Below are 15,311 nucleotides of genomic sequence, written 5' to 3'. Positions count from 1 at the left end.
GCGCCAATCGCCGCACCGGCCAAACCCGAGTATTTCGTCTCGCAGAGATAACGACATGTTAGATTTTCGCTTTCCGACAGCGTTGCAAATGGTCCTTAGCGTCGCCGTAGCTGAGAAGCAGGGCATGCGTTCGACGAGCGCCACGCTCGCCGCTGCTCTGGAAGCCAACCCGAGCTTTATCCGCAAACTGATGGTGCCGCTGACCAAAGACGGCATCATCGTGTCCACCCTGGGGCGAAACGGCTCTATCCACCTCGGTCGTCCGGCGGAAGAGATTACCCTGCGGGATATCTATCTGGCGGTAATCGACGACAAGCGCATCTGGGCCTCTCGCCCTGAAGTGCCGGCCCGCTGCCTGGTGAGCGCCAACGCCTGTTGGTATTTCAAATCGGTGGTGAACGAAGCGGAGCAGGCTTCGCTCGCGGTGCTGGCGCGCCATACCGTGGCCGACTCGCTGGCCGAGTTGGAGCGGGGCGACAAGCGCGCCTGCGCGGAATACGCCGCCGAGCAAGAGGCTGAAGCCGCCGGTAAATAATGCCGGATGGAGCGCATAAAAAAGGTCGGGCATTGCCCGACCTTTTTGCATTTCAGGATGATGATTACGCCCTCTGCGGCTGCGCTTTGCGCGCCACCAGGCGCCGCAAGGTGACGTAGAACACCGGCGTCAGGAACAGCCCGAACAGGGTGACCCCCAGCATGCCGGAGAACACCGTAATGCCGGTGACGCCGCGCACTTCGGCGCCGGCGCCATGGCCAAGGATCAGCGGGATGGTGCCGGCGATGAAGGCGATGGAGGTCATCACGATCGGCCGCAGCCGCAGGCGGCAGGCCTCCAGCGCTGCTTCGACGATGCCTTTGCCCTGCATTTCCAGTTCGCGGGCGAACTCGACGATCAGAATGGCGTTCTTGCAGGCCAGCCCCATCAGAACGACCAGCCCGACCTGCACGAACACGTTGTTGTCGCCGCCGGTCAGCCACACGCCGAACAGCGCCGACAGCATGGTCATCGGCACGATCAGGATCACTGCCAGCGGCAGCGTCCAGCTTTCGTACAGCGCCGCCAGCGCGAGGAACGCCAGCAGCACCGCCACTGGGAACACCACCAGCGCGGCGTTGCCCTGGGTCGATTGCTGGTAACTCAGATCGGTCCACTGAATGTTCATGCCGTTCGGCAACAGCTTGCCGGCCATCTGCGTCAGCGCACCCATCGCCTGGGTAGAGGAGAGCACGCGCGGATCGGCGTCGCCGATCAGGTCCGCCGCCGGGAAGCCGTTGTAACGGATCACCGGATCCGGGCCGTAGGTGGTGCCGATGCTGACCATACTGCCGATTGGCACCATTTCGCCCTTATCGTTGCGGGTACGCAGGTTGGCGATGTCTTCCACGCTGTCGCGGAACTGGCCGTCGGCCTGCGCCATCACCTTCCAGGTGCGGCCGTAACGGTTGAAGTCGTTGATGTAAGACGAACCGAGGTAGGTCTGCAGCGTGCTGAACAGCGCGTTGAGCGGCACCCCCTGCGCCTTGGCCTTGTCGCGATCGATTTTGGCGCCCAGCTGCGGCACGTTGGCCTGATACGAGGAGATCGGGAACCCCATTCCCGGCGTTTGCATAATGGCGCCGGACAGGGTGTTGATCGCCGTCTGCAGCGCGCCGTAACCCAGCCCGGCGCGATCCTGCACGTAGAGCGAATAGCCGGAGCCCTGGCCGATGCCGAGGATCGGCGGCGGCATGATCGAGAAGGCGAAGCCTTCCTGGATCTGCGAAATGCGTGCGTTGATCTCGGCGTTGATCTGCGCTGCGGTGCGGGTTCGGGTGCTCAATGACTCCAGCGCGAAGAACACCGTGCCGGTATTCGGCGTATTGGTGAACTGCAGCGCGTTCAGGCCGGGGAAGGCCACCGCATCGGTGACGCCGTCCACGCTCAGGCCGATGGCGCTCATCTTGCGGATCACCGCATCGGTGCGCTCCAGCGAGGCGCCTTCCGGCATCTTCACGCCGCCGATCAGGTACAGCTTGTCCTGCGTCGGGATAAACCCGCCGGGCACGGTCTTGAACATCACGCCGGCGGCGGCCAGCAGCAGCAGGTAGACGACGAACACCGCGCCGCGCCGGCCCAACACGCGGGAGACGCCCTGTTGGTAGCGTTGCGAACCGCTGGCGAAGAAGCGGTTGAACGGCCGGAACAGCCAGCCGAACAGCCGGTCGATCAGGCGCGACGGCAGATCTTTCGGCGCGCCGTGCGGTTTCAGCAAGCGTGCCGCCAGCGCCGGCGACAGGGTCAGCGAGTTGATGGCGGAGATCACCGTCGAGATGGCGATGGTGACGGCGAACTGCTTGTAGAACTGGCCGGTGACGCCGGAAAGGAACGCCATCGGCACGAACACCGCGCATAGCACCACGGCGATGGCGATGATCGGGCCGGAGACCTCGCGCATCGCCTGGTGCGCCGCCGCCAGCGGCGACAGCCCCTCTTCGATATTACGCTCGACGTTTTCCACCACCACGATGGCGTCATCCACCACGATGCCGATCGCCAGCACCAGCCCGAACAGGCTGAGGGTGTTGAGCGAGAAGCCCAGCAGATACAGCGCGGCGAAGGTGCCGACCACGGAGATCGGCACCGCCAGCAGCGGAATGATCGAGGCGCGCCAGGTCTGCAGGAACAGAATGACCACCAGCACCACCAGGATCACCGCTTCCAGCAGGGTATCTACCACCGCGCGGATCGAGTCGCGCACGAATACCGTCGGGTCGTATGGCGACTTCCAACTCATGCCGTCCGGGAAGCGGGTCGCCAGCTCGGCCATCTTGCCGCGCACCGCGTCCGACAGCTCGATGGCGTTGGCGCCCGGCGACTGGAATATGCCGATGCCGACCGCATCCTTGTTATTGAGCTGGGCGCGCAGCGCGTAGCTGCCGGAGCCCATTTCGATGCGCGCCACGTCGCGCAGCCGCACGATCTCGCCGTTGTTGCCGCTCTTGAGGATGATGTTGCCGAACTCTTCTTCGGTTTGCAGGCGCCCCTGGGCGTTGATCGACAGCAGATAGTCGCTGCGCGTCGGCATCGGTTCCGCGCCGAGCTGGCCGGCGGAGACCTGCACGTTCTGCTCCTGCATGGCGCTCACCACGTCGGAAGCGGTCAGCCCGCGCGCAGCGACCTTGTTCGGATCGAGCCAGATGCGCATCGCGTATTCGCCGGCGCCGAAGATCTGCACCTGGCCGACGCCCGGCAGACGGGCCAGCTCATCCTTGACCTTGAGGGTGGCGTAGTTGCGCAGATATAGCGAGTCGTACTTGCCGGAAGGCGATACCAGATGCACCACCAGCGTCAGCGCCGGGGATTGTTTCTGGGTGGTGATGCCCTGGCGGCGCACGTCTTCCGGCAGGCGCGCTTCGGCCTGCGCCACGCGGTTTTGCACCTGCACCTGCGCCTGATCGGGATCGGTGCCCGGGCGGAAGGTGACGGTGGTCACCAGCACGCCGTCGGAACCGGCTACCGATTTCATGTACATCATGTTTTCGACGCCGTTGATCGCTTCTTCCAGCGGCGTCGCCACCGTTTCAGCGATCTCTTTCGGGTTGGCGCCCGGGTATTCGGCGCGCACCTGTACGCTGGGCGGCACCACGTCCGGGTACTCGCTGATCGGCAGCAGCGGAATGGCGATCACCCCGGCGACAAAAATCAGGATCGACAGCACCGCGGCGAAGATCGGCCGGTCGATGAAAAAACGGGAAAAGTCCATGGGTCAGAATTCTCTGCTGGGGGCTTAGTTGAGTGCGGAAGCGGTGGTGGTCATCGCGACGCTTTTCGCGTCGACCGGCATGCCCGGCATAAACACTTTCTGCATGCCGTCGACGATCACCCGATCGCCGCTCGCCAGGCCTTTTTGCACGATGCGCAATCCTTCGGCCATGCGGCCTACGTCGATGTCGCGGCGTTGCGCCTTGCCGTCTTTATCGACGATATAAACGAATTTGCGATTCTGGTCGGTCATCACCGCTTTATCGTCGATCAGCAGGGCGTTGAACTCGGCGCTGCCGGGCATCTGCACCCGGGCGAACAGCCCCGGCGTGAAGCGGCGCTCGCGGTTGTCGAGCAGGGCGCGCATGCGGATGGTGCCGGTACCGGCGTTCAGCTGGTTATCGGTGAAGTCCACCAATCCTTGATGCGGGGTGCCGTCTTCGCCCACCAGGCCGACCTTCACCGGCAAACGGGCGTCGTGCCGGCCCTGCTGTTGATAGCGCAGGAAGGTGGCTTCATCCACGTCGAAATAGACGTAAACCTTGTCGAGCGACACCAGCGTCGTCAGCACGCTGGCGCTGTCGCCGGCGGTGACCAGGTTGCCGGCGGTGATCATTGCGCGGCTGGCGCGCCCGTCAATCGGCGCGGTAACGCGGGTAAAGTCGAGATTCAGCTGCGCCATGTCGAGCTGGGCCTGCGCCGCCAGCACGTTGCTTTGCGCCTGAGCGGCGGACGAACGCCGCTGTTCCCACACTTCCTGCGAGATGGCCTGCGTGCCGATCAGTTTCTCGGTGCGTGAGGATTCGCTGCGCGCCAGCGCCGCCTGATTGCGCGCCCGCACCAGCTCCGCTTGCGCCTGTTCGCGCGCGGCGCGATAGGTGCGATCGTCGATGGTGAACAGCACCTGGCCTTTTTTCACTTCGTCGCCTTCGGTGTAATTGACCCGATCGATATAGCCGGAAACCCGCGGCCGCAGCTGCACGCTCTGTACCGCTTCGACCCGGCCGTTGAATGCATCCCATTGGCTGATCGGTTTGACCACCACGCTGGCGGCGCTGACCATCGGCGGCGGCGGTGGGGCATTGTGCGCGACGCTGTTGTCGCACCCGGCGAGCAGGGCGGCCAGCAGCGCGACCCCTAAGAGCCGCTGGCCCAGAGCGACGGCGCGCGGGCGGCGGCCGGCGTTGAACGATGAGTTTGGTTGATTTGCCATTATTTTTATTCCGATAAGTAAGCGCAGTCCGGCCCCATACCCAGCCCTGTCATCCGGGCTTTCCCTTCTTGCCCATCTGCGGCGGAAGGGGGGTTGCGCCTTGCTGCGGCGCAACGTTAGGTTTTGAAACATATTGGTGTCACATTAATGTATCAATATCGGTTACATTAATTGGGTGGAGTATAGAGGCGGCTTTCTGGTAAATGCAATAATAAAAATTGCATTTAAAGCGAAACTGTTGCAACGTATGTGCATAGGGCAGTGGTTGACCCTGCCGACATGATGGGAGCATCAGCATGAACACGACGGGTTTCATTACCGATTTGAAGGCGTGGATCGACAACAATCTGGAAGAAAAGCTGGATATCAACACCGTAGCGGACCGCGCGGGCTATTCCAAATGGCACCTGCAGCGCATGTTCAAGCGCCAGACCGGCTATGCGCTCGGGGAGTATATCCGCATGCAAAAACTGAAGGTGTCGGCGGAGCGTCTGGCCAACAGCGGCGAACCTATCGTCAGCGTGGCGATCTCGCTCGGCTTCGACTCACAGCAGTCGTTCAACCGCAGTTTCAAACGCCAGTTCGGCCAAACGCCGGGCGATTGGCGCCGCGCGCTGGCGCAGCCGACGGCGATGGGGCGCACGCACCACTGAGCGGTGCGGCAGTGGGGATAAAAAAGCCTGAATTTGCGTTCGGGCTTTTTTGTCTCCGCTAGCGGTGCCGGTTTAAAGCGTGTCGCAACTGCCTGACTTTGCCACCGTATCGCTGTCGCGGCAGAATATGCGAATGGCCTCGTTGAGGGAGTTTGAACGAGAAGGCGTCCAGTAGTTCTCAATGACCAGGTAGCGAACCTTGTGCTGGCGAGAGTAAAGGCCCAAGGCGTCAAATGTGCCTTCAATAGCGGCAAGTAGCGGGTTTGACGAGTTGATTTCATAGCGAATATCAACGATGGCCGCCTCAGGTGCCATCCAGGTGCGATTGGAAAGCGGCGGCACGCGAAACTTTAATGAGGAGTTCGCGGATAAGCGTTGGCCATCAAGCTCTTTGAATTCCGCTGCGGGAACATAACTCTCGTTGCCGCCTGGCAAGGTGAGCCGTCTTTGTTCATCGAGGGTGGCGTACACATCCTCGGTGACTTTATAGATCACTTGTTGGACGTCGGGGGGAATAATGCGGAAGGACTTTATCGTTCGATCCGAAGGCGTGTCGTTCGTCAGTTGGAATTCATAGGCTCTTCCGACGGATTGCACGAAAGCTAATGAAACGCTGCCCGCGAAGTACTGATAGGCGGCGCCCAATACAGCCACGAGAATCCCTGAACCGACCAAAAACGCCGATATTTTCGCCAGGCGGTTATTCGACTTTTCTTTAACGGGGCCGGTCTTTGGCCGCGGGGCATTACCTTTCTTCTTACGCGTCACGTTTCTTCCTTGCATTACGCATTGGCTTACCTTTGAGGGCATTATGATCGACAGCTTGTGTCTCTGTCGAGGATGGCTCCCTCGCGACGGGTGCGCCATGCATACAAAAAAGCCTGAACGTGAGTTCAGGCTTCTTCGTAGAATATGGCGGTGAGGGAGGGATAGATTCGCTGCGCTCACCCTGCGGGCCGCCGTTGGCGGTCCAAAACGCAGGCGTTTTGTCGAACCCTGTCGAGGGTTCTCACCCTCCCGGTCGGTGCGCTATGCATACAAAAAAGCCTGAACGTGAGCTCAGGCTTCTTTGTAGAATATGGCGGTGAGGGAGGGATAGATTCGCTGCGCTCACCCTGCGAGCCGCCGTTGGCGGTCCAAAACGCGGGCGTTTTGTCGAACCCTGTCGAGGGTTCTTACCCTCCCGGTCTGTGCGTTATGCAAACAAAAAAGCCTGAACGCGAGCTCAGGCTTCTTCGTAGAATATGGCGGTGAGGGAGGGATAGATTCGCTGCGCTCACCCTGCGGGCCGCCGTTGGCGGTCCAAAACGCAAGCGTTTTGTCGAACCCTGTCGAGGGTTCTCACCCTCCCGATCGGTGCGCTATGCATACAAAAAAGCCTGAACGTGAGCTCAGGCTTCTTCGTAGAATATGGCGGTGAGGGAGGGATAGATTCGCTGCGCTCACCCTGCGGGCCGCCGTTGGCGGTCCAAAACGCAGGCGTTTTGTCGAACCCTGTCGAGGGTTCTCACCCTCCCGGTCGGTGCGCTATGCATACAAAAAAGCCTGAACGTGAGCTCAGGCTTCTTCGTAGAATATGGCGGTGAGGGAGGGATTCGAACCCTCGATACACTTTCGCGTATACACACTTTCCAGGCGTGCTCCTTCAGCCACTCGGACACCTCACCATATTTTTTTGTTGCGAAATCATCGCTGCAACGGGGCGCTACTATAGGGAGTGGGGCCGATCCGGTCAAGAATAATTTCTGTGTTTTTGTTCGTCCGCTCAAGCCGTGTTCACTTTGCTGAAAACTGCGGCGAACGGCAGGGCGGAAGCCATGAAAGAGCGAGAACATCAGGGGTAAGGTTCGTGGATAACCGGCGGAAATGGGAATCACGGTCACAGAGGGAGGGAGATGCGCTGCGCACGCCCCTCTCGGCGGTGCGCCATGCAAAAAAAAAAGCCTGGACGCGAATCCAGGCTTTCTCTTTGAATTTGGCGGTGAGAGAGGGCTTGATTCGCTGCGCTCACCCTGCGGGCCGCCGTTGGCGGTCCAAAACGCAGGCGTTTTGTCGAACCCTGTCGAGGCTTCTCGCCCCTCTCGGCGGTGCGCCATGCAAAAAAAAAGCCTGGACGCGAATCCAGGCTTTCTCTTCGAATTTGGCGGTGAGAGAGGGGTTCGAACCCTGTCGAGGCTTCTCGTCCCTCTCGGCGGTGCGCCATGCAAAAAAAAGCCTGGACGCGAATCCAGGCTTTCTCTTCGAATTTGGCGGTGAGAGAGGGGTTCGAACCCTCGATACACTTTCGCGTATACACACTTTCCAGGCGTGCTCCTTCAGCCACTCAGACACCTCACCGTTTTGTCGTCGATAACGCCTTGCGCTGTCGACGGGCGCTAATGTAGGAGAATCTGATCTCAGCGTCAACCCTCTTATTTCATTCTCATGACTGTTTAGCCAAACTTGCAGCAATTTGCTGATTTACCGAACGATATTCCCACGCTTGGCCGCTGGCGGGCAGGGCGGACTACGTTCAAAACGCGTGAAAGATGATTGTTTGACCTTTTTCTGTGCGAGTAGCTCAATATATCGCCAATGAGATCGGTCTATTTGCTGTTATATGCATTAATACTGGATTATTAGTCAAATGTGTCGCTAAATGGAATTATGTCGGCGCGGCGTTTTTGGCAAGGAATATCACGGCGCCGCGCAGATTGCCGGATGACAGGCCGGCGATATCGCAGACAGGGACAGACTCATTACATAATAATGCAGTAGAGGTTCGTTTTGACTCCTTCAGATGCCATGCCGGCGCCGCAAGCGCGCCATGCCATTCCCCCCGGTGCGGGGGCGCTGTTCTTCATCCAGATCTTCGCCACACTGGGCTTCGCCGTGCTTTACTCCACGCTGGTGCTGTACGCCACCAAGCGATTGGGCTTCAACGAAAGCAGCGCCAACGCCATGATGGGCGTGTTCGGCGCCTTCAACTATGGTCTGCACATGTTCGGCGGCTACCTCGGCGGCCGTTTCCTCAGTAACCGCAATCTGTTCGTGCTGGGCATGGTGTTGCAGGTGATCGGCTGCGCGCTGATTGCCGTCGCGGGCGTGTGGGGGCTGTACTGGGGGCTGGCGATGTTCCTGACCGGCAGCGGCCTTAACGTGACCTGCATTAATATGATGCTCACCCAGCGTTTCAAACCGGATGATGACCGGCGCGAATCGGCATTCCTGTGGAACTACGCTGGCATGAACCTCGGGTTCTTCGTTGGCTTTACCGTCGCCGGGTATTTCCAACTGACGGAAAACTATCGCGCGCTGTTCCTGTTCGCCACGCTGGGCAATGCGGCGGCGATCATCGTCGCCGTCTGCCGCTGGCGGATTCTGGCGGATCTCAATACGCCGCTGCACGATGCCAGCCGCAGTCAATACCGTTGGCGCATGCTGGTCGGGCTGGCGGTGCTGGTGGCGCTGGTGCCGATTATCCGCGTGATGCTGACCCACGCCGAGTTCAGCGGCCATTTCGTGATCGTGCTCGGCGCGCTGATCTTCCTGATGCTGTGCGTGGTGACGCTGCGCCACCATCCGCGCGATGAGCGCCGCAGAATGGCGGCCTATCTGATCCTGGCGCTGGGGTCGCTGGTGTTCTGGGCGCTGTATCAGCTGGCGCCGATGGGGCTGATGCTGTTCTCCGAGCACAACATCAACCTGAACGTTTACGGCATTCAGGTGGCGCCGCAGTGGATCCAGAATATCAACACGCTGGTGATCGTGGTGGGCGGCCCGCTGCTGGCCTGGTGGTTCAATCGCCTGCGCGCCCGCGGTTGCAACATCGACATTCCGCTGCAGTTCTCCGGATCGCTGTTCTGCATCGGGCTTGGCATGCTGGTGCTGCCGCTGGGCATCAGCATGGCCGGCGGCGACGGGCTGGTGGCGTTTAAATGGATCGTCATCAGCTATGTGCTGCAAAGCGTCGGTGAATTGATGATCTCGCCGATCGGTTACGCGATGATCGGCAAGCTGGCGCCGCCGCGCTATCAGGGCGTGATGATGGGCTGCTGGATGATGGTGACCGGCGTCGCCTCGGTGCTGGCGGGCTACGTCTCCGGCCTGATGCCGGAAAACAGCGGCAGTACGCCGCTGCAAACCAATCCCGGCTACAGCGAAATCTTCAGCGCACTGGGCTGGGGGGCGACGGGCGTCGGCGTGGCGATGCTGATCCTCATTCCGCTGCTGCGGCGTCTTATCCGGCGCGACGGCGCGTCTACCGCCTGATTTTGCGCACATGCACAACAGCCCCACTGGTCGGGGCTGTTTTTATTTTGGGCTTTAACGCTTGCATCCGGCGGCGAATCGCGGAAGGCTGAAGGAAAACCAATAAAAACAAACCGGAGCCCGCAGTATGAACATCATCTATTACCACCCCTTGTTTAACGCCCAGGAATGGCTGATCGGCATCAAGCAACGCCTGCCGCAGGCCGAGATCCGCGAATGGCAGCGCGGCGACGAGCGGCCGGCGGATTACGCGCTGGTATGGCGCCCGCCGCACGAGATGTTAGCCAACCGCCGCGATCTGAAAGCGGTGTTCGCCCTCGGCGCCGGCGTCGACGCCATTCTCGATCAGGAGCGCAAACACCCCGGCACACTGCCCGCCGGCGTGCCGCTGCTGCGGCTGGAGGATACCGGCATGGCGCAGCAGATGCAGGAATATGCGCTGAGCTATGTGCTGCGCTATTTCCGCCGTTTCGACGAGTATCAGGCGTTGCAGCAGCGGCAGGAATGGCAACCGCTCGATCCGCACTCGCTGGATGATTTCACTATCGGCATCCTCGGCGCCGGCGTGCTGGGGCAGAGCGTGGCGCGCAAGCTGACCGAGTTTGGCTTCAGCGTACGCTGCTGGAGCCGCAGCGCCAAACAGATCGACGGCGTGCAAAGCTTTGCCGGAGAGGCGCAGCGCGCGGCCTTCCTCGACGGCGTCAAACTGCTGATCAACCTGCTGCCCAATACGCCGGAGACTCTCGGCATCCTCAACCGCGAGCTGTTCACGCAGCTGCAGCCGGGCGCCTATCTCATCAACATCGCGCGCGGCGCGCATCTGGTGGAGGCCGATCTGCTGGCGGCGCTCGAGCAGGGGCAACTGGCCGCCGCCACGCTGGACGTGTTCGCCCGCGAACCGCTGCCGCAGGATCACCCGTTCTGGCGTCATCCGCGTGTCACCATTACCCCGCATATTGCTGCCATCACGTTGCCGCAGCAGGCGATGGATCAGATCGCCGCCAACATTCGCGCGCTGGAGGCGGGGCATGCCCCGGCCGGTGTGGTCGACAGGCAACGGGGTTACTGATCCTTCAGCCGCCGTTCGGTAACTGATAAGCTGTTATCGTCATCGCGCCTGCCCGTACCTTTGCGGGCGGGCCCTCTGGAAGGAGAAACAATGTACCCCGTTGATTTGCATATGCACACCGTCGCCAGCACCCACGCCTACAGCACGCTGCACGATTACATCGCCGAAGCCCAGCAGAAGGGCATCAAACTGTTCGCCATCACCGATCACGGCCCGGACATGGCCGATGCGCCACACTATTGGCACTTCATGAACATGCACGTGTGGCCGCGCCTGGTGAACGGCGTGGGCATCTTGCGCGGTATCGAAGCCAACATCAAAAACCTGCAGGGCGACATCGACTGCACCGGCCCGATGCTGACCGCCACCGACGTGATCATCGCCGGTTTCCATGAGCCGGTGTTTGCGCCGCAGGATAAAGCGTCCAATACTGAAGCGATGATCGCCGCGATGGCGCAGGGAGACGTGCATATCATCAGCCATCCCGGCAACCCGCGTTACCCGATCGACATTCCCGCCGTTGCGGCGGCGGCGGCCAAATACGAAGTGGCGCTGGAGCTGAATAACTCGTCGTTCACCCACTCCCGCAAGGGCAGCGAGGCCAATTGCCGGGCGATCGCCGCCGCGGTACGCGACGCCGGCGGCTGGCTGGCGCTGGGTTCGGATTCGCACGTCGCTTTTTCACTGGGTAATTTCGAGCACTGCGAGCGCATCATCGAAGAGGTGGGCTTCCCGCAGGAGCGCATTCTCAACGTCAGCCCGCGCCGGTTGCTGGATTTTCTCGAGCGGCGCGGCAAGCCGGCGATTGCGGAATTGGCCGATTTGTGACATCGTCCCGGCAAAATTTTCCGTATTGTATAAGGCATTATCATGAATGAGTTTTCCATTGTCTGCCGCGTGCTGGGTACGCTGTTCTATCGCCAGCCGCAGGATCCGCTGTTGGTGCCGCTGTTCGCCTTGATCAAAGAGGGCAAGCTGCAGCAACACTGGCCGCTGGAGCAGGATGACCTGCTGAAGCGCCTGCAGCAGGGTTGCGACGTCAACCAACTGGCGACCGACTTCAACGCGATGTTCGTCGGCAGCGAATGCAGCGTGTCGCCGTTCCGCTCCGACTACGTCGAAGGCGCCAGCGAAGCGGAAGTGCGCACCTTCCTGCAGCAGCGCGGCATGCCGCTGGCGGAGGCGCCGGCCGACCATTTCGGCCAGCTGCTGCTGGCCGCTTCCTGGCTGGAAGATCAATCGCAGGAAGATGAAGCGCAGGCGCAGATCGCCCTGTTCGACGAGTTTCTGCTGCCGTGGTGCGGCCGCTTCCTCGGCAAAGTGGAAGCGCACGCCACCACCGGTTTCTACCGCACGCTGGCGCTGATGACCCGCGATGCCATCCAGGCAATGCGCGACGAGCTGGCGGAGTACGAGCAGGACGACGAAGCGGGCGACGAAGAAGCGTAACGCCGCAGCCCATCAAGGCGGGCCGTCCGGCCCGCCGATCCGCTAAACACAGGTTTGCATCCCCCAGACGTAAATTGACAAAAGATCCCCTAATCTGGCGGTTTACCGTCGGTTCGGCCGCGCCTGCGCGCCGCGCTTTTTCACGCAAGGGGTAGATGATGAAAAGTAACTGGATGCAGCAGATTCAAACGTTGATCGGGCAGAAGGCCGGCGCGATGGGCGGGGCGGAAGGCATCGGCAAGCTGCTGGCGCCCACGGCGCTGGGCGGTCTGGTCGGCGTGCTGTTGGCCAACAAATCCTCGCGTAAGCTGGTGGGCAAGTTCGGCAAAAATGCGCTGATCATCGGCGGCAGCGCGGCGGTGGGCGCGGTGCTGTGGAACAAGTATAAGCAGCGGGTGAAAGAGACCCATCAGGACGAACCGCAGTTCGGTTTGCAAACCACGCCGGTGGATCTGCGCGCCAAACGTTTGGTGCAGGCGCTGGTGTTCGCCGCCAAGAGCGACGGCCATATCGATGCCGACGAACAGCGCGCCATCGATCACAGCCTGGCGCAGCTGCAGGTGGGGGAAGAGGCGCAGGGCTGGGTGCAGGAAGCGCTCGATCAGCCGCTCAACCCGGAATTGATCGCCCGCAGCGTGCAAAACGAAGACGAGGCGCTGGAGGTTTACTACCTGAGCTGTCTGGTGATCGACGTCGATCACTTTATGGAGCGCGGCTACCTCGATGCGCTGGCGCAGGCGCTGAAGATCCCAGCGGACGTCAAGCAGGGCATCGAGAGCGACGTCAACGAGAAAAAGCGCGAGCTGGCATAGCGCCGCTTGGCAAGCCGGGGGGAATCGTGTCACTCTTGCCGCAATCTATGTAAGCGGATGATTTAGTAATGATGACCCCACCGAAAGCGGAAAAACGCCCTTATCCCATCACCATCCACGGCGACACGCGCGTGGATGACTACTACTGGCTGCGCGACGACGAGCGCGCAGACCGCCAGGTGCTGGACTACCTGCAGGCGGAGAACGCCTACACCGATGCGATGCTGAAGCCGCAGCAGGCGCTGCGCGAAACCCTGTACGAAGAGATGGTGGCGCGCATTCCGCAGCAGGAACATTCGGTGCCTTACGTGCGCCACGGCTACCGCTATCAGACGCGCTACGAACCGGGCAACGAATACGCGATTTATGTGCGCCAGCCGCAGGCCGAGAGCGAGCACTGGGAAGTGCTTATCGACGGCAACCAGCGCGCCGAGAACCACGAGTTTTACACCCTGGGCGGGCTGGACGTCAGCCCCGACAATCAGCGGCTGGGGGTGGCGGAGGATTTCCTGTCGCGCCGCCAGTATGACATTCGCTTCAAGAACCTGGCCGACGGCAGCTGGGCGGACGAAGTGTTGGAAAATACCTCCGGCAGCTTCGAGTGGGCTAACGACTCCTCGACGGTGTACTACGTGCGCAAGCACGCCAAGACGCTGTTGCCGTATCAGGTCTATCGCCACGTGGTGGGCAGCGATCCGCGGCAGGATGAGCTGATTTACGAAGAGCTGGACGATACCTTTTACGTCGGGCTGGAGAAGACCACCTCCGAGCGTTTTATCCTGATCCACCTGAGCAGCACCACCACCTCGGAGATCCTGCTGCTGGACGCCGATCGTGCGGACGCCAAGCCGCAGCTGTTCGTGCCGCGCCGCAAGGATCACGAGTACGCCATCGATCACTATCACCAGCATTTCTACATCCGCTCCAACAAGGACGGCAAGAACTTCGGCCTGTACCAGAGCGAGCAGGCGGACGAAGCGCAGTGGCAGACGCTGATCGCCCCGCGCGCCGATGTGATGCTGGAGGGCTTCAGCCTGTTCCGCGATTGGTTGGTGGTGGAAGAGCGCAATGCCGGCCTGACGCTGCTGCGCCAGATCCACTGGCAGACGGGCGAAGAGAAACGCATCGCCTTCGACGATCCGACCTACACCACCTGGCTGGCGTATAACCCGGATCCGGAAACCGCGCTGTTGCGCTACGGCTATTCGTCGATGACCACCCCGACCACGCTGTACGAACTGAACATGGACAGCGGTGAGCGGACGATGCTCAAACAGCAGGAAGTGAAGAACTTCACGCCGGAAAACTACCGCAGCGAGCGGGTGTGGGTGAAGGCGCGCGACGGCGTCGAGGTGCCGGTCTCGCTGGTGTATCGCCAGGACAGCTTCCAGCGCGGCGCCAACCCGCTGATGGTGTACGGCTACGGCTCTTACGGCAGCAGCATGGATCCGGCGTTCAGCGCCAGCCGCCTGAGCCTGCTGGATCGCGGTGTCGTGTTCGCGCTGGCGCACATTCGCGGCGGCGGTGAGCTGGGGCAGCTGTGGTATGAAGACGGCAAACTGTTCAACAAGCAGAACACCTTCAACGACTTTGTCGACGTGACCGAAACGCTGATCGCCCAGGGGTACGGCGACGGCAAGCGGGTGTTCGCCATGGGCGGCAGCGCCGGCGGCCTGCTGATGGGCGCGGTGATCAACCAGGCGCCGCAGCTGTTCCACGGCGTGGTGGCGCAGGTGCCGTTCGTCGATGTGGTGACCACCATGCTGGACGAGTCGATCCCGCTGACCACCGGCGAATACGACGAGTGGGGCAACCCGAACGAGCAGGCCTATTACGACTACATCAAACAGTACAGCCCGTACGATCAGGTGAAGGCGCAGGCATACCCGCATCTGCTGGTGACCACCGGCCTGCACGATTCGCAGGTGCAGTATTGGGAGCCGGCCAAGTGGGTGGCCAAGCTGCGCGAGCTGAAAACCGACGATCGGCAGCTGCTGCTGTATACCGACATGGATGCCGGCCACGGCGGCAAATCCGGCCGCTTCAAGGCCTATGAGGATATTGCGCTGGAGTACGCCTTCATTCTGGCGCTGGCGGAGTAACGGCGAACAGCGGGCGGCCT

At 61.3% G+C, this 15,311-nt stretch carries 11 protein-coding genes, 2 tRNA genes and 4 other RNA genes; 8 read left to right on the top strand and 9 right to left on the bottom strand.

From position 1 onward, the window contains the following. Positions 1-55 precede the first annotated feature (55 nt). Positions 56-535: an RrF2 family transcriptional regulator gene (locus ACRAWE_RS10370; protein ID WP_015377469.1), complete on the top strand. Its 480-nt coding sequence runs from the start codon at positions 56-58 to the stop codon at positions 533-535. Between the two features lie 64 nt (positions 536-599). Here ACRAWE_RS10370 and sdeB read toward each other — a convergent pair whose 3' ends face one another. Both sdeB and sdeA read right to left on the bottom strand, forming a co-directional pair. Further along, a complete protein-coding gene (gene sdeB / locus ACRAWE_RS10365; protein WP_432525317.1) occupies positions 600-3,743 on the bottom strand; it encodes a multidrug efflux RND transporter permease subunit SdeB in 3,144 nt (1,047 codons plus the stop codon). Positions 3,744-3,767: 24 nt separating this feature from the next. Continuing rightward, the gene (sdeA, locus tag ACRAWE_RS10360) at positions 3,768-4,955 is read right to left on the bottom strand and encodes a multidrug efflux RND transporter periplasmic adaptor subunit SdeA (RefSeq protein WP_432525316.1); all 1,188 of its coding nucleotides are present in this window, start codon (positions 4,953-4,955) and stop codon (positions 3,768-3,770) included. Positions 4,956-5,251: 296 nt separating this feature from the next. Here sdeA and ACRAWE_RS10355 point away from each other — a divergent pair, with 296 nt between their 5' ends. Further along, entirely contained in the window at positions 5,252-5,608 is a 357-nt protein-coding gene (locus ACRAWE_RS10355) for a helix-turn-helix domain-containing protein (protein ID WP_019455813.1), read from the top strand. A 72-nt stretch (positions 5,609-5,680) separates the two neighbouring features. Here the strand turns inward: ACRAWE_RS10355 and ACRAWE_RS10350 are convergent, their stop codons facing one another. The 7 genes from ACRAWE_RS10350 to ACRAWE_RS10320 form a co-directional block, all read right to left on the bottom strand. Then, a complete protein-coding gene (locus ACRAWE_RS10350) occupies positions 5,681-6,376 on the bottom strand; it encodes a hypothetical protein (RefSeq protein ID WP_432525315.1) in 696 nt (231 codons plus the stop codon). Between the two features lie 145 nt (positions 6,377-6,521). Continuing rightward, positions 6,522-6,641, bottom strand: a non-coding RNA gene (locus tag ACRAWE_RS10345) — RtT sRNA. 46 nt (positions 6,642-6,687) lie between these two features. Next, a non-coding RNA gene (locus ACRAWE_RS10340) (RtT sRNA) lies at positions 6,688-6,807 on the bottom strand. 46 nt (positions 6,808-6,853) lie between these two features. Further along, a non-coding RNA gene (locus tag ACRAWE_RS10335) (RtT sRNA) lies at positions 6,854-6,973 on the bottom strand. Positions 6,974-7,019: 46 nt separating this feature from the next. Beyond that, positions 7,020-7,139, bottom strand: a non-coding RNA gene (locus ACRAWE_RS10330) — RtT sRNA. A 46-nt stretch (positions 7,140-7,185) separates the two neighbouring features. Next, positions 7,186-7,275: transfer RNA gene (locus ACRAWE_RS10325), tRNA-Ser, on the bottom strand. Between the two features lie 580 nt (positions 7,276-7,855). Then, a tRNA-Ser gene (locus ACRAWE_RS10320) sits at positions 7,856-7,945 on the bottom strand. A 447-nt stretch (positions 7,946-8,392) separates the two neighbouring features. On the opposite strand from ACRAWE_RS10320, the gene ACRAWE_RS10315 reads away from it, so the two are divergent. The 6 genes from ACRAWE_RS10315 to ACRAWE_RS10290 all read left to right on the top strand — a co-directional run bounded on the left by ACRAWE_RS10315 (position 8,393) and on the right by ACRAWE_RS10290 (position 15,291). Then, positions 8,393-9,859 (top strand): peptide MFS transporter, encoded by a 1,467-nt coding sequence (locus ACRAWE_RS10315; protein ID WP_432525579.1) that lies wholly within the window; start codon positions 8,393-8,395, stop codon positions 9,857-9,859. Positions 9,860-9,986: 127 nt separating this feature from the next. Further along, positions 9,987-10,928 (top strand): glyoxylate/hydroxypyruvate reductase GhrA, encoded by a 942-nt coding sequence (gene ghrA / locus ACRAWE_RS10310; protein ID WP_432525314.1) that lies wholly within the window; start codon positions 9,987-9,989, stop codon positions 10,926-10,928. 90 nt (positions 10,929-11,018) lie between these two features. Further along, entirely contained in the window at positions 11,019-11,756 is a 738-nt protein-coding gene (locus ACRAWE_RS10305; RefSeq protein ID WP_049202798.1) for a phosphatase, read from the top strand. Between the two features lie 42 nt (positions 11,757-11,798). Then, positions 11,799-12,377: a TorD/DmsD family molecular chaperone gene (locus ACRAWE_RS10300; protein ID WP_019455786.1), complete on the top strand. Its 579-nt coding sequence runs from the start codon at positions 11,799-11,801 to the stop codon at positions 12,375-12,377. Positions 12,378-12,535: 158 nt separating this feature from the next. Then, on the top strand, positions 12,536-13,189 hold the full coding sequence (locus ACRAWE_RS10295) for a tellurite resistance TerB family protein (protein WP_025302440.1): 654 nt from the start codon (positions 12,536-12,538) through the stop codon (positions 13,187-13,189). Positions 13,190-13,257: 68 nt separating this feature from the next. Next, positions 13,258-15,291, top strand: a complete 2,034-nt coding sequence (locus tag ACRAWE_RS10290; protein WP_021505293.1) for a S9 family peptidase — start codon at positions 13,258-13,260, stop codon at positions 15,289-15,291. Positions 15,292-15,311: the final 20 nt, after the last annotated feature.

This window comes from Serratia sp. BFP-2025 (assembly GCF_050880365.1).
Taxonomy (GTDB): Bacteria; Pseudomonadota; Gammaproteobacteria; order Enterobacterales; family Enterobacteriaceae; genus Serratia; species Serratia surfactantfaciens.
Note: the sequence above shows the minus strand (reverse complement) of the source record. Positions and strands in the feature narration are given on the sequence as shown.